This is a genomic window from Epilithonimonas sp. 33E, from assembly GCF_059372615.1.
Genome location: NZ_CM182009.1, coordinates 3,453,529 through 3,480,079, shown reverse-complemented (window position 1 = coordinate 3,480,079; position 26,551 = coordinate 3,453,529). Strand labels below are relative to the sequence as shown.

At 36.2% G+C, this 26,551-nt stretch carries 26 protein-coding genes; 13 read left to right on the top strand and 13 right to left on the bottom strand.

Features of this window, described 5'->3' with window-relative positions:
* Positions 1–4: 4 nt before the first annotated feature.
* From AC5P2S_RS15940 to AC5P2S_RS15900, 9 genes are all read right to left on the bottom strand, one after another.
* Entirely contained in the window at positions 5–769 is a 765-nt protein-coding gene (locus AC5P2S_RS15940) for a hypothetical protein (RefSeq protein ID WP_283417912.1), read from the bottom strand.
* Between the two features lie 36 nt (positions 770–805).
* A complete protein-coding gene (locus AC5P2S_RS15935) occupies positions 806–1,543 on the bottom strand; it encodes a sulfite exporter TauE/SafE family protein (RefSeq protein ID WP_494555563.1) in 738 nt (245 codons plus the stop codon).
* Entirely contained in the window at positions 1,534–1,983 is a 450-nt protein-coding gene (locus AC5P2S_RS15930) for a FixH family protein (protein ID WP_283417914.1), read from the bottom strand. The genes AC5P2S_RS15935 and AC5P2S_RS15930 overlap by 10 nt, the downstream gene beginning before the upstream one ends.
* Positions 1,984–1,995: 12 nt before the next feature.
* The gene (ccoG, locus tag AC5P2S_RS15925) at positions 1,996–3,450 is read right to left on the bottom strand and encodes a cytochrome c oxidase accessory protein CcoG (RefSeq protein ID WP_494555562.1); all 1,455 of its coding nucleotides are present in this window, start codon (positions 3,448–3,450) and stop codon (positions 1,996–1,998) included.
* Positions 3,451–3,559: 109 nt separating this feature from the next.
* Positions 3,560–4,444 carry a cbb3-type cytochrome c oxidase N-terminal domain-containing protein gene (locus AC5P2S_RS15920; protein ID WP_283417916.1) on the bottom strand — a complete coding sequence of 295 codons (885 nt, stop codon included), beginning with the start codon at positions 4,442–4,444 and terminating at the stop codon, positions 3,560–3,562.
* An 18-nt stretch (positions 4,445–4,462) separates the two neighbouring features.
* Positions 4,463–4,657: a CcoQ/FixQ family Cbb3-type cytochrome c oxidase assembly chaperone gene (locus AC5P2S_RS15915; protein ID WP_283417917.1), complete on the bottom strand. Its 195-nt coding sequence runs from the start codon at positions 4,655–4,657 to the stop codon at positions 4,463–4,465.
* Between the two features lie 11 nt (positions 4,658–4,668).
* Positions 4,669–6,954, bottom strand: a complete 2,286-nt coding sequence (ccoN, locus tag AC5P2S_RS15910; protein WP_494555561.1) for a cytochrome-c oxidase, cbb3-type subunit I — start codon at positions 6,952–6,954, stop codon at positions 4,669–4,671.
* A gap of 15 nt (positions 6,955–6,969) precedes the next feature.
* The gene (ccoS, locus tag AC5P2S_RS15905; protein ID WP_283417634.1) at positions 6,970–7,161 is read right to left on the bottom strand and encodes a cbb3-type cytochrome oxidase assembly protein CcoS; all 192 of its coding nucleotides are present in this window, start codon (positions 7,159–7,161) and stop codon (positions 6,970–6,972) included.
* A gap of 112 nt (positions 7,162–7,273) precedes the next feature.
* The gene (locus AC5P2S_RS15900) at positions 7,274–9,652 is read right to left on the bottom strand and encodes a heavy metal translocating P-type ATPase (protein WP_494555560.1); all 2,379 of its coding nucleotides are present in this window, start codon (positions 9,650–9,652) and stop codon (positions 7,274–7,276) included.
* A 95-nt stretch (positions 9,653–9,747) separates the two neighbouring features.
* Between AC5P2S_RS15900 and AC5P2S_RS15895 the strand changes: the two genes are divergently transcribed.
* The 5 genes from AC5P2S_RS15895 (at position 9,748) to AC5P2S_RS15875 (ending at position 13,490) form a co-directional block, all read left to right on the top strand.
* Positions 9,748–10,461 carry a Crp/Fnr family transcriptional regulator gene (locus tag AC5P2S_RS15895; protein WP_120212428.1) on the top strand — a complete coding sequence of 238 codons (714 nt, stop codon included), beginning with the start codon at positions 9,748–9,750 and terminating at the stop codon, positions 10,459–10,461.
* Positions 10,462–10,567: 106 nt separating this feature from the next.
* Entirely contained in the window at positions 10,568–11,383 is an 816-nt protein-coding gene (gene panB, locus AC5P2S_RS15890; RefSeq protein WP_283417636.1) for a 3-methyl-2-oxobutanoate hydroxymethyltransferase, read from the top strand.
* 146 nt (positions 11,384–11,529) lie between these two features.
* Positions 11,530–12,303 (top strand): carboxylesterase family protein, encoded by a 774-nt coding sequence (locus AC5P2S_RS15885; RefSeq protein WP_494555559.1) that lies wholly within the window; start codon positions 11,530–11,532, stop codon positions 12,301–12,303.
* Positions 12,304–12,352: 49 nt separating this feature from the next.
* The gene (locus AC5P2S_RS15880) at positions 12,353–12,781 is read left to right on the top strand and encodes a hypothetical protein (protein WP_494555558.1); all 429 of its coding nucleotides are present in this window, start codon (positions 12,353–12,355) and stop codon (positions 12,779–12,781) included.
* Between the two features lie 16 nt (positions 12,782–12,797).
* Complete coding sequence (locus AC5P2S_RS15875; RefSeq protein ID WP_494555557.1) at positions 12,798–13,490, top strand: RluA family pseudouridine synthase; 693 nt, start codon at positions 12,798–12,800, stop codon at positions 13,488–13,490.
* 43 nt (positions 13,491–13,533) lie between these two features.
* Here AC5P2S_RS15875 and AC5P2S_RS15870 read toward each other — a convergent pair whose 3' ends face one another.
* Complete coding sequence (locus tag AC5P2S_RS15870; protein ID WP_494555556.1) at positions 13,534–15,669, bottom strand: outer membrane beta-barrel protein; 2,136 nt, start codon at positions 15,667–15,669, stop codon at positions 13,534–13,536.
* A gap of 55 nt (positions 15,670–15,724) precedes the next feature.
* Positions 15,725–17,827 (bottom strand): TonB-dependent receptor domain-containing protein, encoded by a 2,103-nt coding sequence (locus AC5P2S_RS15865; RefSeq protein ID WP_494555555.1) that lies wholly within the window; start codon positions 17,825–17,827, stop codon positions 15,725–15,727.
* A 558-nt stretch (positions 17,828–18,385) separates the two neighbouring features.
* On the opposite strand from AC5P2S_RS15865, the gene AC5P2S_RS15860 reads away from it, so the two are divergent.
* The 8 genes from AC5P2S_RS15860 to AC5P2S_RS15825 all read left to right on the top strand — a co-directional run bounded on the left by AC5P2S_RS15860 (position 18,386) and on the right by AC5P2S_RS15825 (position 23,586).
* Positions 18,386–19,000: a sensor histidine kinase gene (locus AC5P2S_RS15860; RefSeq protein ID WP_283417642.1), complete on the top strand. Its 615-nt coding sequence runs from the start codon at positions 18,386–18,388 to the stop codon at positions 18,998–19,000.
* On the top strand, positions 18,993–19,679 hold the full coding sequence (locus tag AC5P2S_RS15855) for a LytR/AlgR family response regulator transcription factor (protein WP_494555554.1): 687 nt from the start codon (positions 18,993–18,995) through the stop codon (positions 19,677–19,679). Before AC5P2S_RS15860 ends, AC5P2S_RS15855 begins: the two co-directional genes overlap by 8 nt.
* 89 nt (positions 19,680–19,768) lie before the next feature.
* Positions 19,769–19,999, top strand: coding sequence for an acyl carrier protein (locus AC5P2S_RS15850; RefSeq protein WP_494555553.1), 231 nt, complete (start codon positions 19,769–19,771; stop codon positions 19,997–19,999).
* Positions 19,987–21,201 carry an ANL family adenylate-forming protein gene (locus tag AC5P2S_RS15845; RefSeq protein ID WP_494555552.1) on the top strand — a complete coding sequence of 405 codons (1,215 nt, stop codon included), beginning with the start codon at positions 19,987–19,989 and terminating at the stop codon, positions 21,199–21,201. Before AC5P2S_RS15850 ends, AC5P2S_RS15845 begins: the two co-directional genes overlap by 13 nt.
* Positions 21,198–21,920 (top strand): SDR family oxidoreductase, encoded by a 723-nt coding sequence (locus tag AC5P2S_RS15840; RefSeq protein WP_283417646.1) that lies wholly within the window; start codon positions 21,198–21,200, stop codon positions 21,918–21,920. The genes AC5P2S_RS15845 and AC5P2S_RS15840 overlap by 4 nt, the downstream gene beginning before the upstream one ends.
* 11 nt (positions 21,921–21,931) lie before the next feature.
* Positions 21,932–22,507 carry an acyltransferase gene (locus AC5P2S_RS15835; protein WP_494555551.1) on the top strand — a complete coding sequence of 192 codons (576 nt, stop codon included), beginning with the start codon at positions 21,932–21,934 and terminating at the stop codon, positions 22,505–22,507.
* Positions 22,508–22,640: 133 nt separating this feature from the next.
* The gene (locus AC5P2S_RS15830; RefSeq protein WP_494555550.1) at positions 22,641–23,192 is read left to right on the top strand and encodes an RNA polymerase sigma factor; all 552 of its coding nucleotides are present in this window, start codon (positions 22,641–22,643) and stop codon (positions 23,190–23,192) included.
* A 10-nt stretch (positions 23,193–23,202) separates the two neighbouring features.
* Positions 23,203–23,586, top strand: a complete 384-nt coding sequence (locus AC5P2S_RS15825) for a hypothetical protein (protein ID WP_494555549.1) — start codon at positions 23,203–23,205, stop codon at positions 23,584–23,586.
* Positions 23,587–23,844: 258 nt separating this feature from the next.
* Here AC5P2S_RS15825 and AC5P2S_RS15820 read toward each other — a convergent pair whose 3' ends face one another.
* Both AC5P2S_RS15820 and AC5P2S_RS15815 read right to left on the bottom strand, forming a co-directional pair.
* Positions 23,845–24,468: a response regulator gene (locus AC5P2S_RS15820; protein WP_494555548.1), complete on the bottom strand. Its 624-nt coding sequence runs from the start codon at positions 24,466–24,468 to the stop codon at positions 23,845–23,847.
* Positions 24,465–26,372, bottom strand: coding sequence for a tetratricopeptide repeat-containing sensor histidine kinase (locus AC5P2S_RS15815; protein WP_494555547.1), 1,908 nt, complete (start codon positions 26,370–26,372; stop codon positions 24,465–24,467). The genes AC5P2S_RS15820 and AC5P2S_RS15815 overlap by 4 nt, the downstream gene beginning before the upstream one ends.
* Positions 26,373–26,551 lie beyond the last annotated feature (179 nt).

Here is a 26,551-nt window from a genome sequence, read left to right as displayed (position 1 = left end):
TTATTTATTCTGTTTCGATAATGATGAATTGATCTTTGTCCTTAAACTGATGATCTTTATCCATCAGATCTTTGAGGTTGAAAACAGCTTCTATTGTATTGTTATCAGTTTTTTTAATCCAGTCGTGCTTACCTTTGATGGATTTGATTTTCTTTTCAAAAACCAATTTGTTTTTAAAATCCATATCCATCATATTCAAAAAGGTGCTCATCTCTTCGGGGCTTGCTGAGTCTCCTTTATCATCACCTTTCAGAATACCCTGAAGTTCTTCCGGAGACATCTGAAGTTTTGACGTATCAATTCTCAGGATTTTGCCATCCCAATCTTCAAAAGCCGAATTATTCATTACAGAACTTTCCTTTCCCATCAATGGTCCGGCAGCGGCTAATTCTTCCTTTGTCAGAGGTTCCGATTTTACAGAAAAACCTTTGAAATCATTTGCATCGAAATTACCTTTGAAGAATAATTTTTTCAGAATTTTTATAGAATCCTGATTTGTGGTTATTTTTCCATCCTCTTTTTGAAGGTCGTAAAGACTTTTCCAATCTCTCGGATATTTTTCCATTTTAAGGAAGTCCTGATCCTGATTTAGAGAATCTGGCATCAATCCTTTCATCATTTCCAAAGCCTGAGCCATATCGATATCTGTCGCAAAGCTGAATTTTTTATCAGCATAATAATGATTGGTCGTAGATACGGAACAGGACTGTAATGCAAATGTCCCGACAATGAGAATAATGATATTCCAAAAAGTGAAGTACTTAATCATGAGTGATTTGTATAATTAAAAAATTAAATCTAAGAATTAATGACAATTGGTGTGATCCATATGGAATCCATCTGTAGAGTGTTGAACCTGCAATGATTCTGATTTAGGCGAAACGTAAGGTATTCCCAATTCCAACCCTCGCAGAATAAATAATCCGCCCAAACAGATCATCATTACAGGAATCAGTCTTAAAATTTTTACCCGGAAAGTTGTTGTAATGAAATTTCCTAAAAAAACTACAGTAAACATAAACGGAAACGTCCCCAGACCAAACAGCAACATGAACAGTGAGCCCTGCCAGATTCCGCCTGCAGCTAATGAAGCCGTCAGAGCCATATAAACCATTCCGCAGGGTAGAAAACCATTAAGTATTCCGGTTGCAAAACGGGATTTGTAATCGGGGCGCTGGAGAATTTTTCCCAATTTCATTTTTACTTTTAGCAGCGCTTTCGAAACAAAAGGAATTTTGGTTGCAAAGTCCTTCCCACCAAATGACGAAATGGCCATAATTATTAAAAGAATTCCTACAGAAACGGTTAAATATTTTTGAAACCCAGCCAGTTCAAAGCTCTGACCAATAATTCCTAGAACGGCACCCAAAATAGAGTAGGTGAGGATTCTTCCTAGTTGATAAGTGAGGTTTTGTAAATAAAAGTTAGCTTTCTGATTCTTGGTAAGACCCATAGACAAAGCGATAGGACCGCACATCCCAATACAATGGAATCCTGATGCGAAGCCCAATCCAATCGCTGATATTATGAATGTCATTTCCATTGAATATCGTAATCTATCTGATATGGTTTTTTATTTTGTGTCCATTTCAATTTCAATGTATAAGAACCTTTGGAAATTACTTTTTTTGGAATCAGGAATAGATTATGTTGTAAGACGATTTCTTTTTTTACGTCCAGATTAGAATCATCTGTACGGAAAAGTATAAAATTTACTTTGTTTTCATCTGTTTTGATACTTTCCGGAAAAGTAATCAGCATGCCTTCGCTTGTTGCTTTATATGCCGGCAGCTGTTCCAGTTTTGCCGCATTGTCTTTTGCATCAATTATTTTCTGATATTCCAATTCTTCTTCATAATAATTGTTGGAGATCATATCTGCATTCTGCTTCCCAATCGGGAATATAAAAATCAGAAATAAGATGAAGAGGATAAAACATCCCAATGCAATAGCCAAACCGTGTCCCCAATGTAATTTTTTCATTTCTGATCTTTATTAAAATTGAAATTTGAAAGGACCTTCGAAATAAGTATTGTAAGAATCCAGCAATTCACCATTCATATCATAAACCCCAAGCGTCAGATTTTGTTTTGAAAGTTTAATTTGACTTTCCGGGAAACTTACATTAATGGTTCCTTTTATCATTGCATCACGTTTCAAAATAATTTTGTTCGATGAATAACCCGATGATATCTCTCCGTTGGAAGGTTCAATGATTTTGATAATAACAGTTTTTGTCTCGTTAGATTTGTTGAGAAACGTATAATTATAAGTATTAGTGATTTTCCCATCTCTTACAAAGAAAGTGGATCCAGGAGGTTTCAGGAATTTTGCTTCCATTTCGCCTCTGTTGTAAATAAGATAGCCTAAGAATCCAACCAATAATGTTAAAATGACAGTGTAGATTTTCATCTTTCCGGAAAATTTGAAGCGTTGTTGCTCTTCGATTTCTTTTTCGGAAGCATAACGGATCAAACCTGTTGGCAAGCCTACTTTTATCATTACTTCATCACAGGCATCAATACAGGCTGTACAGTTGACACATTCCATTTGTAATCCGTCTCTGATATCGATCCCGGTAGGACAAACCACAACACATTGTTTGCAATCTATACAATCACCTTTTCCTACAGCTCGTCTGTCTTCTCCTTTTTTCCATTTGGAACGGTTTTCTCCTCTTTTATAATCGTAGAAAACGTTGATGGTTTCTTTATCGATCAAAACGCCTTGTAATCTTCCGTATGGACAAACCATTGTACAAACCTGTTCTCTGAACCATGCAAACACAAAATAAAATGCAGCAGTAAAAAGAATCATGACCAAAAAATTGGTAGGTTTTTCAAACGGCCCCTGTTGCATGATTCTGAAGACTTCCTCATAACCCACAATGTACATGAACATAATATGAGTGATAATGACTGAAATCAGAATGAAAATTGACCATTTTAATGCTCTTTTCCAGATTTTCTCAGAATTCCAGGGTTGATTGTCCAGCTTGATCTGCTTGTTTCTGTCGCCTTCTATTGCATATTCTATCTTGCGGAAAATCATTTCTAAAAAGATCGTTTGCGGACAAATCCATCCACAAAAGATCCTCCCGAAGGCAACCGTAAAAAGAATAATGAATATTAATGAAGTAATTGCCCCTAACGCCAGAATGAAAAAATCCTGAGGATAAAAAGGCTGACCGAATATGAAAAACTGACGGTCTATGATATTGAACATCAATAGCGGATTCCCGTTGAACTTAAGGAATGGCAATGTAAAATAGACTATTAATAAGAAGATGCTTACGAGAACTCTGTAATTGGTATATTTCCCCTTAGGTTTTCTTGGATAAACCCATCTTCTCTTTCCGGTATTATCCATTGTACCAACAGAGTCTCTGAATGTCTCAGCTTCTACTACCCAGCTTTCGGCTTCGTTGTATTTTTTTTCTGTAGTACTCATGTTATTTAGATAAAAAAAGAGATTGTCCGAAAAATGAATTAGTTATAATTCTTTTTTCAAATATCATTCCTAAATAGAACGATATCCTTTGACAATCTCTTTGTATGTATTAATTAGATTTTTCCCAGTGTGCCTCAGTTCCCTGAGGAGCAGCACCACCTTGTGCAGGTGTGATAGGAGCCTGTTCCTGATTGATATGATAGACGTAAGCTGCTACAGCCTGCATTTCAAAACCATTCACAACGCCATTCTTACCCCAAGCCTGCATTGTAGGGTTATTTTTACTTCCGTTTTCAACCATGTAGAATACATTCTTGAATAATGTTTTCTCCGGCTGATTGATCCAGAAATTATCTGTTAAGTTAGGTCCGATTCCTCCTTTTCCGCCTTCACCGTGACAAGAAACGCAGTTAGTTTCGAATACGGCTTTACCAGCTTCCACATTATCTTCAGAAAAAACAGCCGTTTCAAGTGTTGGTTGAGTTACTGTTGCCATATAATCATTGATAGCAGCGGTTTGCTCTCTGTATTCTTGCTCGTATTCTTTGTAAGGATGTGCGAAATCTGTCAGGAAATATGATGATACATATAAAATACAATATGCAACTCCAAAGTAGAAAAGGCCTAACCACCATTTTGGAAGCTGATTGTCAAGCTCCATAATTCCGTCGAATCCATGGTCGATAAGGATATCTTTTTCTTCTTTTTCAGACTGGCTTTTGAATGCTCCGTTCCATAGGTATTGGAAATAAGGCACTTTTTTCTCGGTCAGATATTTTGCTTTTTCGGTGTCCGTTAATTTTTTGAATTTTTCATTCTCAATCAAATCACCAATTGCATTCTGAATGAAAACTACAATGATGCTGATCAAAGCTGTTCCCAAGAAATATCTGGATGTCAGAAAGTCTGATGTTTGTGAGAACATATAAAAAACGACAAGTAATAATCCTAAAACGATTAAAATATTAATATAAACAGGTGTTCTTCTTTTCATGATTAATTTCTTTATAAGTTACAAAGTTTGATCTTCGTCATCGTCTTTTTCCAGCGGTGCATTCTCTTCTTCGTTGTAATACTTTTTCGGTCTGTTGATTACAATATAAACCACAACCAGAAAAAACAGAATGAAGATGATCATTGCTAAAGTTTGGAAAAAACCTGCGTTTTCCACATTGGAGACGATGTCTTTAAAACTTTGCGGAATCATTTTATTTAATTTTAATTACTAGCAGTTTTTATTTCTGTTGTTTTGATATCGGTTCCCAGCCTTTGCAGGTAAGATATCAAGGCCACAATCTCTCTCTTTTCAAGCGGTACAAATTGCTCACCGGCTTTTGTCTTATTAGCCTTGGCTTCTGCAAAAGATTTTTTAACATCATCAGCTTCCGCAAATACATTCTTAACAATAGCATTAGCTTGGTGATTCATCCAATTGTCCATCGTATCAATCTGTGCTGTTGTATAAGGAACATCGAAAGTATTTTTCATCAGTTCCAACTTAGCTTTTGTTTTGCTTCTGTCAAGAGTATTCTCGATTAACCAGGGATATCTAGGCATAATGGAACCTGCAGATGTCGATCTTGGATTGTACATATGTTTGAAGTGCCAAGAATCCGGTCTTACACCGCCTTCTCTTTGCAAATCCGGCCCTGTTCTCTTAGATCCCCAAAGGAAAGGTCTGTCATAGATGAATTCTCCTGCTTTAGAGTATTGTCCGTTTTTCCCATTGAATCTTACCACCTCATCACGGAAAGGACGGATCATCTGTGAGTGACAAGCGTTACATCCTTCTCTTATATAGATATCTCTACCTTCCAATTCCAATGGAGAATAAGGCTTAACCGCAGAAATCGTAGGAACGTTGTCTTTTACAAAGATCGTAGGAAGGATCTCCAAAGCGCCACCAATTGCTAATACAATGAAAGATAATATGGATAAGTAAAGCGGTGTTCTTTCTAACCAAAGGTGGAAAGTTTCGCCTTCTTTTCTTCCTTTTTTTACATTGGCCAAAGCTGGTGCTTCCGCAGGAACTTCTTTTTGGAAAGAACCTTTTCTTGCCGTAGCAACCAAATTAACCACCATTAATATGGCTCCGGAGAAATATAAGAATCCTCCAACAAATCTCATTTTGAAATAAGGAAGAATTGCCGTTACAGTATCCAACCAGTTTTTATAAACCAAAGTCCCGTCCGGATTGAACTGTTTCCACATCAACCCTTGTGTGAATCCTGAGATATACAATGGAACCGCGTAGAAAATAATCCCGAAAGTTCCTAACCAGAAATGCCAGTTAGCTAATTTCACAGACCACAATTTGGTTCTCCATAAAATTGGAACGAGATAATAAATGACACCAAATGCCATGAATCCGTTCCATCCAAGTGCACCTAAGTGTACGTGACCAATCACCCAGTCCGTAAAGTGACCAACTTTATTTACAGTTTTAGTTGCTAAAAGCGGTCCTTCGAAAGTTGCCATACCATAACAAGTTACAGCGACTACGAAGAATTTAAGCACCGGATTTTCTCTTACTTTATCCCAAGCTCCTCTCAGTGTAAGAAGTCCGTTCAGCATACCTCCCCAAGATGGTGCGATCAGCATAATAGAGAAACCTGTTCCTACTGCTTGTGCCCATGCCGGTAGTGCCGTGTATTGTAAATGGTGAGGTCCTGCCCAGATATAAACAAAGATTAATGACCAGAAGTGGATAATTGATAATTTGTATGAGAAAACTGGTCTGTCAGCAGCTTTTGGTACGAAGTAGTACATCATCCCAAGAACCGGAGTCGTCAGGAAGAATGCCACGGCATTATGACCGTACCACCATTGCACTAAAGCATCTTTAACACCGGCATAAGCCGAATATGATTTCCAGGTTGTAAACGATAATGGAACCTCAAGGTTGTTGAATATATGGAGCATTGCAACCGCAACCCAAGTCCCGATGTAGAACCAGATTGCCACATACAAATGTCTCACTCTTCGGATCGCTACAGTGGCAAACATATTAAGACCAAACAGAACCCAAACTAAGGTAATCAAAATATCGATCGGCCACTCGTGTTCTGCGTATTCTTTAGAGGTGTTAAGCCCCATAAAGAAAGTGATAATCGTGCTTACAAGTACTAATTGCCATCCCCAAAAATGAATCCAAGACAGCGTATCACTCCACATTCTTGTCTTCAATAATCTTTGGATTGAGTAGTAAAATCCTGAGAAAAAGCTGTTTCCGACAAATGCAAAAATCACCATACTAGTGTGCATCATTCTTATACGGCCAAATCCAAACGCTCCCTGAGAGTTAACAAGGCCTTGTAATCCTTCACTTCTAAGCGTTCTGATTGTCGGGTCATCTGTTCCCAAGAAAAATTCGGGTAATTCAGGATAAAATAGCAACAACGCAGCCGTAAGTCCCAATAAAAAACCTACTAAACCGAAAACGACTGTCGCAATAAGAAAGGCGCGAACAATCCCGTTGTCATAACTAAATTTTTGTGTTTCCATATCTACAAATAGCAATTATTCTTTTTTGTTTTGTTCCGGAGTGTCTTTTTTCTCCTCTTCTGATTTCACCTCGTCCTCAAATAAAATTCTTACAGCAGGTGATTCATCGTCCTCGAACTGCCCCTTTTTTGCGCCGATTATAAAGATAATCAGGAATATAACAGCTAAAGAAACGCTGCAGATAATCATTAAGTAGAGAATCTCCATATCAGCTCACAAATTTAAAGCAAAAACGGTCGTCAAATTTAGTGAAAATTACTGACTTTGGTCAGAATGGACAAAATATGGATAATTTATAATCGCTCTAAATAAGAGGCTTCTAAATACTTATTTTAAAATATTTTGAACTTCTGATCCATGTAGAAAGTGTTGTGAATGTTACAACCGTTACAGAACTCAGAGGCATAAAAATGGCTGCGAAAAGTGGATGCATATGGCCGGAAACAGCAAACCCAACTCCGACAACATTATAACATAAACTGATTATGAATGTGAATTTTACAATTTTGATGGCATCTTTTGATAGCTTCAGGAATTTATCCAGTTCCGGGATTTTTTCGCCGTTCATAATCACATCGGAAGAAGGGGTGAAAGAGTTGCTGTCATCTGCAATAGCAATCCCGACATTACTCTGTTTCAGAGCGCCCGCATCGTTCAATCCGTCACCAAGCATGGCTACTTTTTCTCCTTTATCTTGTAACGCTTTGATGAAATCCAGTTTGTTTTCAGGATTTTGATTGAATTTCATTTCAGAAATTGATGGAATCAGTTTTTCCAGGATAGGCTTCTCGGAAGAGTTGTCGCCACTCAGAATATTGATTCGGTAATTTTTTAGATTTTTGAAAAGTTGAGACAAATGATTTCGGTATTCATTTTTGAAGATGAATTTTCCAATAAATTCTCCATTTTTGCTGATATAAACTGCGGTTTCAAGATTCTGAGATTCCTGTCCTGTGAAACTTGCAGAACCGATTTTGTAAATAATTCCTCTTACTTTTCCCTGATAACCTTTTCCGGAAATTTCCTCAAAATCTTCAATTTCAAAATAGTCATCATTCACTTTCAGGAAGTCATAAAGCGATTTGGAAAGTGGATGATTAGAATTTTTAAGTAAGGATTTAATATTTTTCAAATCAAATTCTTCAATTTCAGTTCCGATGAAATTGATATTCGTTTTCTTATTTTCAGTAATTGTTCCAGTTTTGTCAAAAACTAATGTGTCAACTTTAGCCAATCTTTCTATGGTTAATGTATCTTTCACATAGAATTTATTTCGACCCAGGATTCTCATAGTATGACCAAAAGTAAAAGGTGCAGACAATGCTAATGCACATGGACAAGCTACAATCAAAATTGCGGAAATCACTTGAAACATCTTTTCCAAATCAATAGTTGACCAATAGATTCCGGCAACCAGAGTGATTCCTAAAATGATGAAAGTGAAATATTTACTAATTGTGTTGGTCATTGTGTCAAGACCAGTTTCGAACTTCTTGAACGCTTCTTTATTCCAAAGCTGAGTAAGGTAACTTTGGTCAACACTTTTAATGACTTCCAATTCTAAAACCGAGCCTGATTGTTTTCCTCCGGCAAAAATTTTGTCACCAGGTTTTTTAGAAATGTGTGCAGATTCTCCAGTAATAAAACTGTTGTCAATGTTTCCTTCACCTTTAATCAGAATTGAATCGACTGGGATGATTTCCTGATTTCTAACCATAATTCTGTCGCCAACAGCCAAATCGGATAACAAAATATTTTCCTGTTTTCCATCAAAATCCACTTTGGTAACGGCAATAGGATAGAAAGATTTGTAATCTCTGTCGTAAGATAATGAGTTGTAGGTTCTTTTCTGGAACGTTTTTCCAAGCAACATAAAGAACAATAATCCGCAAAGTGTATCGAAGTAACCTGGTCCATAATCTGTTACAGCTTCATAGATGCTTCTTCCGTAAAGCACGAAGATTCCCAGAACAATCGGAACATCGATGTTGATGATTTTATTTTTTAATCCATACCAAGCTGATTTATAATAATCTGAAGCAGAGTAAAATACCACAGCAGTTGCCAGTAAAAATAAAATAACCCTGAATAAATGTTTGAAAGAATGGAACCAGACATCGTTACCCGAAACATATTCCGGGAAACTAAAAAACATACCGTTTCCGAAAGCAAACCCTGCAACGGCTAATTTGATTAATAAGCTTTTATCGAGTTTATCCTGTTTTTTTTCAGCTGTTTCCAGGTTGATAACAGGTTTATACCCAAGGTTGGTCAAGAATTTTGCAACTTCACTCAGTTTTATTTCGTCTTCTTTGAAAGAGATCTGAACTGTCTTTCTTGTGAAATTAACCTGAGAATATTTGATTTTGTTATTGATGGTGTGAAGGCTTTCCAATAACCAGATACAGGAAGAGCAATGGATTACAGGAATTTTGAAAGTTACCAGCGTTGTTCCGCCTTCGGAAAAATCGACAACTCTGGTGAAAATTTCGGGCGAGTCAAGGTAATCAAACTGAGCATTGTTCTCATTGCTTGGCCGGATTCCGGAATTTTTATTGATATTGTAAAAATTGTCGAGATTGTGAACGTTCAGGATTTCGTAAACCGATTGACAACCGTTGCAGCAAAAGATTTTCTCATCGAAAAGAAGTCTTTCCTTGTCGATTTTCTGACCGCAGTGAAAGCATTGTTCTGCCATTAAAAAATACTCAGATATTTGGATTGCAAAATTACGTCAAAAATCTTGGTATGTAGTGTTAAAAAGTCTTATTTTTGCTGACAAATGTCATAGGTATGTCTCTTGAACAACAATTGGTTATAGAAGAAAACTTCTCAAAAGCATTTAACAAAGAATCTTTGCGTGAAAGTCTTACTCCGGAAGATTTTGAAGTTTACAGCAATGCACTCAAAGTTCTTGAATTTTCTAAAGGTGATGTCGTTTTCGAAGACGGCGAATCGCCAAAAGGTGTTTATTTTATCGAAAAAGGAACTGCAAAATTGTCAAAATCAGGCGTTTATGGTAAAGACCAGATTCTGAGATTCTGTAAAGAAAACGATTTGATAGGCTACCGTTCTTTGCTTTGCGGAGAAAATTTCCAGGCCAAAGCGGAAGCAATGACACCAATGAAAGTTCAGTTTTTACCGTCTGATATTTTCTTGAAGCTGTTAGAAGTTGATCCAAAATTATCTTACGCAATGCTTCAGAAAATTGCTTATGAATTGGGCGAATCTGCAAACACAGTCACTTTCCTTGCTCAAAAAACAGTGAGAGAAAGATTGGCGGAAATTTTAATTTTGTTAGAACAAAAACTGGGAACTGACCCGGAAGGTTTCATCAAAATCTCTTTAACCAGAGAAGAAATCGCCAACCTGATTGGAACTGCGACCGAAAGTGCCATCCGATTGATTTCCGAATTCAAACAAGATGACTTGATTGTGGTTGAAGGAAGAAACATCAAAATCCTAAACAGAGAAAAATTAATCAAGCTTGGTCACGTCGTTGTATAGATGATAAGTGATTTTCATTCCATCGTTTTCATAAACTGATCAATTCTACAATATCAATCGTTATTAATGATCAATTATCATTAATAATTTATCACTTATAATTCCTATGTCTGTACATTCTGAAATTAAAAAAATCACGACTGAAACCTTACGAAAAATGAAATTCGATAAGGAAAAGATTACAATGCTGACGGCTTATGATTTTACAACAGCGAAAATGGTGGACGCAGGCGGTGTGGATTCTATATTAATTGGAGATTCTGCGGCAAACGTTATGGCTGGCCACGAAACGACTTTGCCAATTACACTTGACCAAATGATTTATCATACACAATGCGTTGTTCGTGGTGTAGAAAGAGCTTTGGTTGTGGCAGATTTGCCTTTCGGAACGTATCAAAGTAATCCTGAAAAGGCCTTGGATTCTGCAGTGAGAATGATGAAAGAAGGTGGCGCACACGCCATCAAAATCGAAGGTGGAAAAGAAATTGAAGATTCCATCAGAAAAATAGTGAACGCAGGAATCCCTGTTTGCGGACATCTTGGTTTGACACCACAAAGTATCTATCAATTCGGGACTTATAAAGTAAGAGCAAAGGAAGAAGCGGAAGCTGAAAAATTGATTTCTGACTGCAAATTGTTGGAAGAATTAGGATGTTTTGCTGTTGTTTTGGAAAAAATTCCTGCAACGCTTGCTAAAAAAGCATCGGAAAGCATTTCTATCCCGACTATCGGAATCGGAGCCGGACCAGATTGCGATGGTCAGGTTTTGGTTTATCACGATATGGTTGGGATGAATCAAGGTTTTTCTCCAAAATTCTTAAGAAGGTATTTGGATTTGTACTCTGAAATTACAGGAGCAGTTTCTCAGTATGTAAAAGATGTGAAAAGTTCTGATTTTCCAAATGACAAGGAAAGTTATTAAACTTTAAGAATAAACCACAAAAGTCACAAAAGATTTGATGAATATTTCTTTTGTGACTTTTGTGGTTAAAATAATAAAGAATGATTTCTAAAATTTTTACAATTCTATTTTCTGTTTTATTTTTATTTTCATGCACTTCGCAGAAAATGAAATATGGAACAAAGACTGAAATTCTTGATAAAGCCGACTCTTTACAATCTTTGGCCAGAATCAAATACATCAAAAGCTTAGATTATTCTGATTTCAAACCCGGAAAATTTGATAACGGAAAAGTAGTTGTGAATTATCGTTTTCTAAAACCAAAAAAAGTTGAACAAAATAAGAAGTATCCGTTGGTTTTGGTATTTCACGGTTCTGGTGCAATTGGTACGAATAATACTTCTCAAATGGGCGTTTTGTCCAAAATGTGGCTGTTGCCAGAAAATAGAAAACAATATCCGGTTTATGTTTTAGCACCACAATTCCCAATTCGTTCCTCCAATTATCATCTCGATGAAAGTAGAAATGTTAAAGTTTCTGAGTCTAATGAGTATTTGGATTTGGTTTTGAAGTCCATTGATTCTTTAGTCATTAATGAAAATATTGACCGTAACAGAATCTATGTCATGGGATTTTCTATGGGAGGCGCGACGACTTCCAATGCGATTTCCAAAAGACCTGACTTATTTGCCGCTGCAATTAATGTTTCCGGAATTTCTCAATTTGATAAAATAGATGAATTTCTCACAATGCCGATTTGGATTGTTCACGGAAGTTTAGACACGGATAATTTTCCTCAAAGCAATTTCAAATTTTTTGATGAAATGAAATCTAAAGGTCAAGTTTTTCTTTGGGAATATAAAGACAAATATCATAACAATATCCTTTCGGCAGAACTTGTGGACGAAATACCGAAGTGGCTTCTGCAACAACATCGATAGTTTAAAATTTTTTATTAATTTTAATAGGAAATTTTAAAACACAATTTTGATGAATTACCAAGAAGAAATACAACGTTTTCTGGATAACGATGAGCTAGAATTCGAAGAATGGATTGCCGATTGTCCCATTACTGAAGCGCCGGCTCTGATTCTCGAATATAAAAGTTATATGCAGAAACTGGCTATCGAAAATGACGATTTCGAAGCCGTGCAGGATTTGCAGGAATTGGATGATTTGGTTGAAAGAATAGAAAACTTTACAATTGATACTTTGGCGGCTAGACAAGAAAAATTCAATCAAATGGAAAAGCTGTTGAAAAAACTGAAAGAGATGCAGGAAATAATTTCCCATAATAAATTAAAGGAAATTCCGGTTTCCATTGAGTTGATTAGTGACTTGAGAGAAATTGCAGATTATCTGAAAAGTCAAGGTCTTTATGACCCAGAAACCTGGAAAAAGCTGCAACACTTACTGTAATTATTTAGTAAATAAAATGAGTCAATATTTTGACGATTCTCAAATCGTTTACGAAGACAATCATATGCTTGTCATCAACAAAAAAGCCGGACAACTTGTTCAGGGCGACAAAACCGGTGACTTGTCTTTGCTGGAACTGATTAAAGATTTCATCAAGAAAAGAGATAAAAAACCAGGTAATGTTTTTCTTGGTTTGGTTCACAGGATTGACAGACCAACTTCGGGCTTGGTTATCTATGCAAAAACTTCCAAAGCGCTTTCCCGATTGACTCAGATGGTAAAGAATCGTGAAGTTAAAAAAACATATTGGGCAGTTGTTGGAAAAGAAATGATTCCACAGTCGCAGAGATTGGTTCATTATCTCAAGAAAAATGAGAAAAATAATAAGGCGATTGTCTATCCCAAAGCAACTGAAGGCGCAAAAGAATCGATACTTACCTACAATTTGATCAAGACCTTAGACAATTATCTTCTATTGGAAGTCGATTTGGAAACAGGAAGACATCATCAGATTCGTGCTCAGCTTTCAAAAATTGGGATTCCAATCAAAGGTGATTTGAAATACGGCGCGCCTCGTTCCAATTCTGATGGAGGAATTTCTCTTCACGCCAGGAAATTGGAATTTGTACATCCAGTGACAAAAGAAAATGTTATTATAATCGCTCCTGTTCCGCAAAACGATGCAGTCTGGAAAGCTTGTGAAGAATAAATTAATAAAAAAACCGAAAGGAATCTTTCGGTTTTTTTAGTTTTTATAAAGTGGACGTTTCTTCTTTTTTCTCCTGATTAAGCAGGTTTGGAGATTCTTTCGCCAACTTATTTTTCGTCGGGATTTTATAATTGAAAGAAAGTCCAAAGTTTCTCGTATCATTTTTATTTCTGATGTACACGTTTGGAAGTGCGTTAGTTGTTCTCAGGTTCGTTTCGTTGGTATTGAAAACATCATTTGCAAACAAGGTTAACGTCATTCTGTCTTTATTGAATTTCTTTGACAGTGATAAATTCAATGTGTTGTAGAATGATTTGTTTGGATAATAAAAGAACTCATTTCCTTTGGTAAGATACGTGTAATTGGCATTGAATTTAACTTTGTATGGCAAAATAAACTGTCCGGAAACATTATATGTCCAGTAGCCTTTCGGATTGATAATCTGGTCCATTTGCTGCAACTGGTAAGAACCATAGAGGAAAATAAAACTCACTTGGTCAGGATTCATATCCATTTTCATAATGTCTTTGAACGGCGTATTGAAAATGGCCAAAGGAATTGGGAATCCAATATTGAAATTATGCGTTTTCAAACGGTCAAGATTGTCGCTGGTTTGAGAGATAGCATCACCTTCTCTTTTTACAATTTGAACAACCTGATTCTTTGTATTCGTGAAATTATATCCTATGAATGCGTAATTCAAAGCGCTTAACTTGATCTCGAAATTATCAAAAATCGTTGGCTGTAGATTGGGATTTCCTGAGAAATTGATGTTATTGCCTCCGTATCTGGTGTTGTTTGGATTCAGGTTAGCAACATTAGGCAAAGTGATTTTCTTGTTGTAATTGACATTAAAGAAAGCGATTTTCGGAATGATATTGTACTGGATACTCGCATTCGGAAATACTTTGAATTTTTCAAATGATCTTAATTTATCATAAGTCCCAGTTTCAAAATCTAAGCTTGTCCCATTAATGTTGTAATACTCTCCACGAAGACCTAAAACAAAATCCATTTTCCCTTTAGTTGCACTCGCTTCGGAATAAAATGCTGTAGTTTTACTTTTATAATCCAGATTTTCTATTCCAAAAAGATCTGCAGAAAATTCTAATTGGTCATAATAAGCACCTAAACTTAATTTTCCTTCATCCAAAATTTGAATTGGTTGTGCATAATCGATTCTGAAATTGTAAACATTCTGATTAGAACCATTTTCTGAAGCATTTGGATCTGGTTTTATAATTAGACTTGCTTGCGCAAAATCATTAATGAAGTTAGTATAAGAACCTTTGAATTCCAGTTTTTTGTTCTTATCGTCAAATTTTTTCTGATACGTCGCCGTCACTTCATTTCTCGTATTGCTTTGATCAATTTTGTCCTTATCAATAGATTCTTTTCCTTTGTACAGAGAATAACCATCCACATAACGATCCGAAGAACCCAGCGATAGATTGTAATTCAAAAGCAGTCGGTCTTGCCCGATATCAAATGTGAAGGCGCTTCGCAAATATTGATTTCTGTTGACGTTATCATTGTAAAGTCGAGAGATTTCGTCAATCGTGGATTTTGTTTCGCTTTCATTATAATTTTGTCCGACATTCAGCTGCCATCCAAACCATTTATTTTTTGAGTTGAGCGTTAAACTATTATTGAACTTACTTCTGTAATGCTCATAATTACTGAAACGATAACCTCCGGCATAAGTTGCAGACAAATACGATTTTGCATTTCTGCTTGTGATAATATTGATAATCGCGCCACCAGAAGTTGCAGGAAATTCTGCTCCAGGTTGTGTAATGATTTCGATTCTCTCGATGCTGTTTGCCGGAAGTCCTTCCAGATAAGCTGTTAGTTGCGAACTGTAGATATTCAGCGGACGACCGTCCATATAAACGTCCAGCGATTTTCCCTGATAAATCATTCCCGCCATCTCGGAAACTACCAATCCAGGGATTTTTTGTAAACCTTCTAATGTATTTCCGGAGTTAAGATGTGGTTGCTCGGAAAAATCATAGATGGTTCTGTCCGCTTTTTGTTCAACGGCTTTTTTAGTTTTAGTAATGTTTACCGCTTCTATTTCTTTTTCTTTGTTGCCGGTTTCTTTTTTTGGTGTTTCTTGAGCAAAGTAGATTTGACTTAGAAATAATGCAGAGATTGGAAGAATAGATTTTAACTTCATAGTTTAGTTTGTAACTTATTAGACTCCCGAAAGCCCGATTTGTTACATCAATAGATTACTGAGCTCTATCTTTTTCTTCAAAATTGATGGCCTTTTTCTGGATTTGTTTTTTCTTGTTCCCAAATGTGTAATTCACACTAAGTCGGAAAGCGCGTCCATCCCAATAATTATTGAAGCTTTGCTGGCTGTCACGAAAATAGATATCGGCTTTGTAACGCATCGCGAAAATATTGTTCACAGTTGCATTGATTTGAAGTTGCTTTTCCATTAATGAAATTTTGATTCCCGAACTCATCTCCATAAAATTTTTGAAATGATATGCCACGTTTCTGTAAGGCAACTGGTGTTCATAGTTGAGGAATACGGCAACCGTTTTATTTTTATTGAGAAAAAATGTATTGTTCCAGGAATAACTTACCGAATATCCGTCAAACGTATCAGCTTCAATATTAAAAACTTCTGAAGTCTGATAACTCGAATTCATCGAGAATGATGTTTCCCAAAACTTGAAAAAGCTGTCAGTATAAGAGAGATTGGCGCCATAAAAACTATTGTTGTAATAGTTAAGGTAAGTTCCGGTTTGCGACACCAGGTCCAAACTAGAAACTTGTCCAAAAGCATTTTTCAGTCTGAGGTAATAGATGCTTGCTGATAATTTGTTGTTATAAGTATAGCCTAACTCATAATTGTTGATGTAAGACGGCGTGAGCAAAGGATTTCCCGTAGAGTAAGAATTTGGATTAGAGTACCAGCGGAACGGATTCAGATTGCTCATACTTGGCCGGTTGATTCTTCTGGAATAGGACAAACTGAAGACGTTTTTTTCCTGTTTGTAAGATATATAAGCCGAAGGAAACCACTGTCCGTAAGTGAAATCTTTGACAGAACTTTTCACCAACGTGTTTTCATAACGCAATCCTGCTTTGGTTTCCCAATGTTCTCCAAAGGTTTTTGCAAAACTGGCATAGGCGGCATAATTTTCTTCCTTATACAGAAACTGACTTCCTTTTTCTTCATCAATGATATATTGATTATCTTCAAGCGTAAGATATTTCAAATCCGCAGAATTCCTGAACTGATTATATTTCACACCAGTCTCTATCGTCCCGAATGAAAAAGGCAGTTCCAAATCACCCTGAATAGAAAAAATCTGAGGTTTTATTTTTGATAATGTTTTCACATCCTGAATGGTGTTTTGCGGCAAAGTCAAGGTTGAAAAATTAACTTCGGTTGGATTATCATTGCGGTAAAAATTTCCGGTTAAACTCAGTTTTTTTCCAAGCGAATCCAACTTCAAATCATAATAAGTGCTAAGAGTATGTGTTGGTGACTTTTCTCTGTGGAATGTATTGGTAATGAAGTTAGTTTCATCCAATTCCGGGCTGATGTTTTTCGTGGTGTTCAGTATGTTCATTCCGTTTTTACCATTATCAAAAATGTACTCAATCCCAACTTCTGAGTTCTTGTTGATTTTATAAGAAGCGTTTAAGCTAGGTGTCAAATCTTCCCACATATCTTTTCGGGTAGATTCGCTGTAGTTTTGGGACTGTCCAATAATATTAAAGCGTTCGTTAGAGCGTTTTGCACCTTTGATATAGTTGGTCTTTAAGCTTAGACTAAATTTCTCGGTTTGGTAGTTCAGTGTCCCGTTGGTGTAGCCATTGAAGTAAGTTCGTTGTGTCAAACCAGTGCTTATATTCCCACTGAATCCGAGATTCGGGTTTTTCTTCAGAATAATATTGATAAGTCCACTGTTTCCTTGAGCTTCGTATTTTGACGGCGGTGTGGTGATGACTTCGATTTTTGAAATATTTTCTGAGCGAATCGATTTCAGGTAATTCAGAAGAGCCATTCCAGAGAGATTCAGCATTTTCCCGTTGATCATCACATTGACATTGCTTTTTCCAATGATTGAAATGGTTCCCATATTTTCATCTACCTTCAGCATTGGGACATTAGCCAGAGTCTCACCTGCATCCATACCTTGTGAAGCGATGGACGCATCAACATTGAAGATTAACCGGTCAGCCTTTCTTTCCAGCAGTTTTTTCTTTACAAGGATATTAACCTGCTCGATTTGCTTAAGGCTGTCTTGCTGAGATTGAGCAAAAGTAAGCGTGGAAAATAATGTGGCGATAAATAGATATTTTGTTGTCATAATTCTGATTTGTTGATGCAAATGTATTTTCACTAATGTTTTTATGAAATAGTGTTTAGATTTTACAGAATTTTAATCCGACCAAACTTTTTTCATCGATGAAAAAAGGAGGTTTGTCGGAAATGATTTGGTTAAAGAAAATTCAGAAGCTTAAATTTGGGTATGAAAAAACAACAGCTATTATTTCTACACCTATTTTATTGGTGTGTATACATTCTCGGAACTTTTATATTTCCTTATCTGATATTCGGGACAAAAGTTGATTATTTTAAAATAACCTTTGCTATTACAAGTTTTATATGTTTTTACGTTAACTATTTTTTTGTAATTCCGAAGTTCTTTAATATTCAAAATCTTTCTAAGACATTGCTTGCTTTTCTGTTAAGTGTTTTTTGTTTTGTGTTGATTCGCTACTTTGTAGAAGAGATTTTTTCGCCTTATTTTTTTGGAATAAGGAATTATGCCGAAGGGACCGGTTTTGGATTTTATTTTTACGATAATATCTATTACAGCAGTACTACGATTTTTATAAGTACCGTTTTCTGTTTTTTTAAATTAATGTCCGAAGCAGAAATTGAGAAGAGACAATTGATAGAAGAAAAAAAGAACTCGGAACTTCAGGCTTTGAAAACCCAGATCAATCCGCATTTTATATTTAATACACTTAATAATATCTATTCTTTGGTTTACCAGCAATCAGAAAAAGCCCTTCCTGCGATCGAAGAATTAAGCCAGTTGCTGCGTTACAGCACAAAAGATTTGGAGAAGGATTTTATTTCTTTGGAAAAGGAAGTCGGCTATCTTGAAAGTCTGATAGAACTGGAAAAACTCAGGATTAAAAATCCCGAATTATTAATAATTAATAAAAAAATCAACTTCCCGAATCTTAATATTTCTCCGATGTTGCTGGTTCCGTTTGTTGAAAATGCCTTCAAACATGGAGATTTTGGTGGAAAAGGTTTTACTTTGAAAATTTCTGATGAGAATCAAAAACTCCAGTTTCACCTTCATAATTTTAAAAAATTGAAATCAAAAGATTCTCTTTCCGGAATTGGAATTGGCAATGTAATAAAAAGGCTGGAAATCCTTTACCCCAAAAAACACAAACTCAATATCATTGAAACCGAAACCGAATATTCTGTAGATTTGAAAATTGATTTGAGAAATGAATAAAATTAAATGTATTGTTGTCGATGACGAGCCGCTGGCAGTTTCTTTATTAAGTAGTTATGTGGAGAAAATGCCTTTCCTGGAATTGGTTTATTCTTCAGAGAATCCGATTGAGGCTTTGGAATACATTCAGAAAAAAGAAGCCGATTTGATTTTCTTGGATATACAAATGCCGGAACTGACCGGAATTAATTTTATGAAAATCGTTGGCAACAAACTGAAGTATATTCTTACAACAGCTTATGCAGAATATGCTTTGGAAGGCTATGAACACAACGTTGTGGATTATCTTCTGAAACCGATTTCGTTTGACCGTTTCCAAAAAAGCGCTTTGAAAGCCCAGGAACGTTTTGCTGTCAATAGGGATTCTAATGATTCTTATTTCTTTGTCAAATCTTCCGGTCAGCAGCATCGCATCAATTTCAATGAGATCCTTTATATAGAAAGCATCAAAGATTACGTCAACATCAAAACTGAAAATCAGGAATATATCGTTCTTGACACGTTAAAATCTCTGGAAAATCAATTACCTGAAAACTTTGCCAGAGTTCATAAATCTTTTATCCTTAATCTTGAAAAAATAGAGAAAATCGATGTGAAAAATGTTTTCCTCAACTCCGGAAAAGAAATTCCGATAGGCGAAACTTATAAATCCGAATTCTTTCTAAAAATTAAAAAATAATAATTTACATCTGTTATATTCTAAATTTCTCCAATTCTAATTGTAATAACACGAAAATATTGTTAATTTTGCGCTGTAAACACAAAAAGATGGTAGAAAAATTATTAGCGATTATTAATTCTATTAAGAAAAATAAATTCGAAGAGCCTGTTGCAGCAATCAGCCCCGAACAAAAACTTAGAGAAGACCTTAATTTCGATTCCTTTGATCTAGCAGAACTTACCGTAAAGATTGAAGAAGAATTTGGAATCGATATATTCGAAAATGGATTGGTAAATACGGTTAATGAAATCTACGAAAAACTCCAATGTTTTTCTTAATAGATCAGAATTTTTCTTTGTCATACGAAGAAATTCTGCAACATATCAATTCCGAAAATACTTATATAGATTGTTACATCTATCCCAACCTGAAATCTTTTTTTCTCAACTGGATTTTTGCGTTGGTTAATGAAAATAATATCGCTTTGATGGACTCTGACATCTCTGAAAAAGAGATCCAGACAAACGATTTACACATCAATCAATTAATCAAAATAGAGAATCCCAAAAAGTTTTCCTCGGTAGAAGAATTGATCAATTCAATCAGATATTCTCAGTCAGAGATTACATTGTTCACTTCCGGAACGACTGGTTTTACAAGAAAATTCACCCATCCTTTGAAAAATCTGATCAGAAAGATTAATGTTTCTGATGAGAGAAAACATGATGTTTGGGGTTTTGCTTTTAATCCGACTCACGTTGCTGGTGTACAGGTTTTTTTTCAGGCCATATTGAATCAAAATCTTTTAATCAATGTTTTTTTAGCGCCAAAAGATTTCATAATTGATTCCATCAAACAGTATAGAATTACGAATCTTTCGTCAACGCCCACTTTTTACAGATTGCTATTGCCGTTGGAAGAATCTTTTAATTCGGTTAAGAAAATTACTATTGGTGGCGAAAAGTCGGATGCTCATCTGATCTCTGAAATCGAAAAAGCGTTTCCGAATGCAAGGATCAACAATGTTTACGGTTCAACAGAAACAGGACCTTTGTTTTCCTCTCAGAATGATGAATTTTTTGTTCAGGAAAAACATATTGGTAGGATAAAAGTCGTTGATGACGAATTGTATATCCACAAAGATCTATTTGGAAAAACCACGCAACTTAATTTGGTTGATGATTTCTATCCAACAGGAGATTTGATTGAATGGATTGATGACGAACAAAGAAGATTTCGCTTCACATCCAGGAAGAATGAACTGATCAATGTCGGCGGTTACAAAGTGAATCCTTACGAAGTGGAAGACGAATTGAATCAGCATTCCAAAATCCGAAATGTAAGGGTTTACGGGAAAGCAAATGCTGTTTTAGGAAATATCATTTGCTGCGAAATCGAATTGCATCCAGATACCGAATTGAAGGAAGAAGAAGTAAGATTTTTCTTGAATGGGAAGATTCAAAACTTTAAAATTCCGAGAAAGATAACCTTTGTTGAAAAAATAGAATTGACCAGAACCGGAAAAAAGAAAATAGTATGAATGTATTGATAACGGGAGTTTCCAGAGGTGTGGGTTTAGAAATCAGCAAATTGTTCCTGGAAAACGGGCACACGGTTTACGGCATTAGCAGAACAGAATCCGAAGAATTAAAAGCTCTTGAAAAACAATATCCGGAGAATCTTTTTTTTAAAACATTCGATTTGTCAAATCCGGAAAAAATCAAACAGGAAGTTTTCAAAGACTTTGTCAAAAATCAAATTCCAATTCACGTATTAATCAACAATGCGGCGATGGCTTATGACGATATTGTAACGAATCTTAATTACGAGGACTTGAAAACAATGTTCGATGTCAATCTGTATTCGCCGATGTTTTTGACGAAATATGCGATTCGAAACATGATCTATAACCGGGTTTCCGGAAGCATTATTCATATTTCCTCGATCAGTGCGCACACAGGTTACAAAGGATTGTCAATGTATGCTTCTTCCAAAGGCGCTTTACAGTCTTTTTCCAAAAATATTTCCAGAGAATGGGGAGAACGTGGGATCCGTTCCAACATCGTTGTTCCGGGTTATATGGAAACTGCGATGAATGCTAAACTCACTCAGGATCACAAAAACAGAATCTTCAAAAGAACCGCTTTGAAAAAAGAAACCGATATGCGATCTGTTGCAGAAACAGTTTTATTTTTGGCAAGTGAAAAATCAAAATCTATCACAGGACAGGAAATTTTTGTGGATTCCGGAACATTATAAAGCACAAAATTATGATTAATCTAATATATAAAGCTCTTAATATTATTCCCAAAACGATTGCAAAAATTGAGAAACTCTATTCTTACAGCATTCTCAATTCGCATTCCGGAGTCAGGCTTCATTCGGATCTTAAAATCGGAAAAGCAACGACTTTTGAGTTGGATGATAATGCAAAATTCGAGATTGGGAAAAATGTGATTTGGAGAGATCATAATGCAATTAGGATCAGAAACGGCGGAACATTGATTTTCGGAAACAATGTCGATCTGAGTCATTACATCTCTATTAATTGCCTGGATAAAATAGAATTAGGCGATGATACTTGTATTGCTGAAGGTTGCAAATTCTATGATCACGATCACGCTTTCGATACAAAACCAGAATACATCTGGCACAAAACCAAATTCAATACAGCACCCATAATCATCGGAAAAAATGTTAAAATCTACAGTAATGTTACCATTCTAAAAGGCGTAACAATTGGTGATAACTGTATCATTGGTGCGAATTGTGTCATCTCCAGAAACGTTCCTGCCAATTCTATCATCTTTGGAAAACACGAGTTGATGAGGTTGCCTTTGATGTAATTTATTTGGGCAGCTATTTCCGGGCTGCGTGTAATTCAATATTTTAATGATACTTTAGAAAAAAATAAAAATTTTTAAAGTAAAAAAAAATCAGCGTCGTCATATTCATATGGAGTCGCTATCTTTACAGCAAATGGCCGAAAAAAAATCTGCATCGATTACGGAAGTCGTAAAAAAATACGGCTCCCAACTCTTGCGCTTTATTAATTCTAAAGTGGCAAAGACAGAAGATGCGGAAGATATTCTGCAGGAAGTTTGGTTTCAGACCAGCCGGTTGACTAACTTGAACGAGTTGGAAAATGTTGGTGCCTGGTTGTATTCGGTTACCAGAAACAAAATCATAGACAGTTACAGAAAAAAGAAAAGCGAATCTCTGGAAGACTTTGTCTATCAGGATGAAGACGGCGAACTGAATGTAAAAGATATTCTTTTAGCAGATGATAGTAATAATCCGGAACTCGGTGTTTTCAAAGAGATGTTCTGGAATGAGTTGATGAAAGCTTTGGACGAACTACCGGAAAAACAAAAACGGGTTTATATCCAAAATGAATTGGAAGATAAAACGCTACAAGAAATTGCTGACGAAGAAGGCGAAAACATAAAAACAATCATTAGTAGAAAATCATACGCAGTAAAACATCTGCGCAAAAGATTGCAAAGTCTTTATGATGATTTGAACGATTAATATTAAAGAGATGAACAGAAATAAAAAGAAATTTTGGTTAGCTATTCCTTGCATTATTGCAGCGATAGGGTTATTTGTCTGGTTTTTCCAATGGCTTTGGAATATCCTTTTGCCTGATGTTCTGGGTGTAAAAGCAATTAATTATTGGCAGTCTTTGGGAATTTTGGTTTTATCGAAGATTTTATTCGGGGGATTTAACGGAAAGAAAAAATTCGGGAGACGACATCACTTTGACGGGCAAGATGCTATGAAAGAAAGCTGGAAGCAGAAATTCGAAACCCAATTCTGTGGTAGCGAAGAAGAACGGGAAAAGTTCAAGGAAATGTGGAAACAGAGATTCGAATCCAAATTCTGCAGACCAGAAAATCCTCAAACAGAAGAAAATAAAGCGTAAAATAAAAGTCTCACCATTTGGTGAGGCTTTTTTGTAAAATTAAGCCACTTATAGTTTAAATCCCATGGATTATTGATTTGTAATGATGTTCCTGCACACCTGTTTTACCATGGTATTTTCCGTCATGTTGGGTGGGTTTTGACGATTGCATATTTATTATCTTTTTTTAATTCGATCGATATAGAAAATCCAGAACGATTTTTTTGAGGTTAGGATTCGGATTAATAGTATGAATTCATTACAGTTATTCTCCAAAAATCACTGAAAAGCCTTCGCTTCCACTGCCATTTTCACCAAAGAGGCGACATTTTTTGCTCCGAATTTTTGTAATAAGCTTTTGCGGTGAGTATTGGCTGTCGGCAGGCTGATGAAAAGCCTTTCGGCAATTTCCGGATTGGTGAATCCATTACAGATTAAGCTGAGAACTTCTTTTTCCCGCTTTGTGATGATAGGATTTGTGTTTTCAATATTCTGAAGCGATTCTGCAGCTTCCATACAGAGATAATTTTCCCCTTTCATTACCGATGCAATAGCATCTGTAAGCTCATCTTTGGAAGCATTTTTCAAAAGATACCCCGAAGCCCCGTTTTTAAGCATATCACGAATAACGGACTGCTGATTGTAAGTGCTTAATCCTAAAATCTTGATTCTCGGGTACTGCTTTTTTACTTTTTTGCAAAGTTCGATTCCGCTTTCATCGGGCAGGCTGATATCCATAAAAATAACGTCCGGACGGTATTTGTCCAGAAAATCCATGCACGAGGAAGCGCTCATAGAATGTCCCAGCCAATTGATATTTTCTTCGTCCTGTAAGATGGAGCGAATACCTTCGATAACCATAAAATGGTCGTCCACAATAAAAATGCTTATATTATTTATCATACGGGAATTTCTATTAATACAGATGTTCCTTTTCCGATGCCTGAGTTCAAATCGATTTTTCCTCTTACAAATTGTACTCGGTTCCGGATATTTTTCCAGCCGATTCCTTCCGAGCTTGACAGTATTACTTCTTCAAATCCTTTGCCGTCGTCTTCAACGGTGATATGCAGCATTTTTTCTTCATCCGAAAAATGTGCCTGAACGAGTAGATGTTTCGCTCCCGAATGCTTCAGTACATTATTGGCAAGTTCCTGAACAATCCGGTAGCCTGTAACGGAAATTTCCTGGGAAAACGGCTGGTGTTCCATATCTATAGACTGATAGCTTGTTTCCAGGGAAGTGGTACGCCCCAGCTCGGTGCAAAATTCCCGCAAAGCATTATCCAATCCGTATTTCAGCAAATTTTCGGGGAGCATATTGTGGGCGACACGCCGCATTTCCCTAATGCTGTTATCAAGCTGATGAATGCTTCTTTCAAATGCTTCCGCATTTTCAGAAGTCATAATAAGATTTTCTTTCATAGCACTAAATGATAGTTTTACACCGCTGAGCATTCCGCCCAAACCGTCGTGCAAATCTTTGGCAAGACGAGAGCGTTCCTGCTCCTCGCCCCGGAGAACTGCTTCTGTTGCGGCAAGCTGCTTTTCGGTTTCAAGCTCGGTGATTTTTTGCTTTTGAATGGTGTGGCGGTGCTTTAAGTTCCGGTAAATTAAAAATGCAATCAACAGGATAGCTTCTACCATTGCTGCAAAAATATAATTGAGCAGGCTTCGGTTTTTTAATTTGGCCGCCTGCTCTTTGATTTGTGAATCTTTTTGTGCGGATTCATATTTTTTTTCAAAATCCGTAGTTATTTTCTGCAGGTTCTCATTTAATAAGCTGTCCCGAAAAGCCTCATAATCTTTGGAATATTCATTTCCTTTTTCAGGATTCTGCATTGCATACGCTAATTTGGATTGAAACAGGAGCTGTCTGAGCTTTTGTTCTCTGAAATTATTTTTTTTGATTAAAACATTTGCAGAGTCTCCATACTTTTCGGCGGTTTTATAGTCTTTTTTATTCAGATATATTTCTCCGATTCCCCAATAGGCGTGGGACATTCCCTCTTCTGAACCAAATTGTTTCGAGAGATCCAGACCTTTATCCGCAAAAGACTTCGCTTTATCAAGATTTCCTTCCAATAAATAGATGTAGGCGATGTTGAGAGTACCCATTAATTCTACCGGCTTTTCATTGCTTTTTACAGCATACGAGAGTGCTTTGTCAAAATTTTTGCGGGCTTCAGGGAACTGACCGAGCTTCAGATAATTGTAAGCAAGATTATGATAAGCATAGGAAAGCGGCTGCGGCCTATTTTGATTTTCCAATTTCCGGACGGCTTTCAAACCGTACTCTACACCTTTTTTGTATTGATGCATATCTGTGGCAAGCAGCTGCATTCTGTCATAAATCTGCCCTTCAAAAAAAGTATTTCCCAACTTGGCAAACAAAGCTCTTCCTTTTTCGAAATTTGCGGCTGCGTTTTCGTAATCGCCGGCTTGCAGATAAACAGTGCCAATATTCATAATAGCTTTTGCTAATCCCAACGAATCTTTATTTTCCCGAAACCACGCTACTGCTTCTTTTGCGATGGGAAGTGCCGATTCGGGTTTTCCCTGGTGGGCGTACAAATCAAGATAAAATGCGTAGAAATCTTGCATCCCGTTGGTATATCCAATTTTTTTACCCAGAGTTCCGGCTAGCAGATAATATTTTTCGGCAGTTGTCTTATTTTCTTCTTCATAAGATTTGCCAATCGCAATGAGTATATTTACTTTATTGCTGTCTTCCTTGGCGGTTTTTAATCTTGCAAGCAGCTGATCTCTGCCCGCTTTAGATTGTGAAAAAAGGGTTATGGAAATCATCAATGTTAAAAAAATACAAATTGACTTCACAGGATTATTTTATAACAAATTTAAAAATTAAAGCGATGCAAAAACATCATCCAAAAAGATGATTTTTTCGTAGTTCTTTAAAAATCATCTTTTTGGATGATTGTCCAATGTCCGTATTATTACAAACTTTGCTTCATAAAATCTCTAAA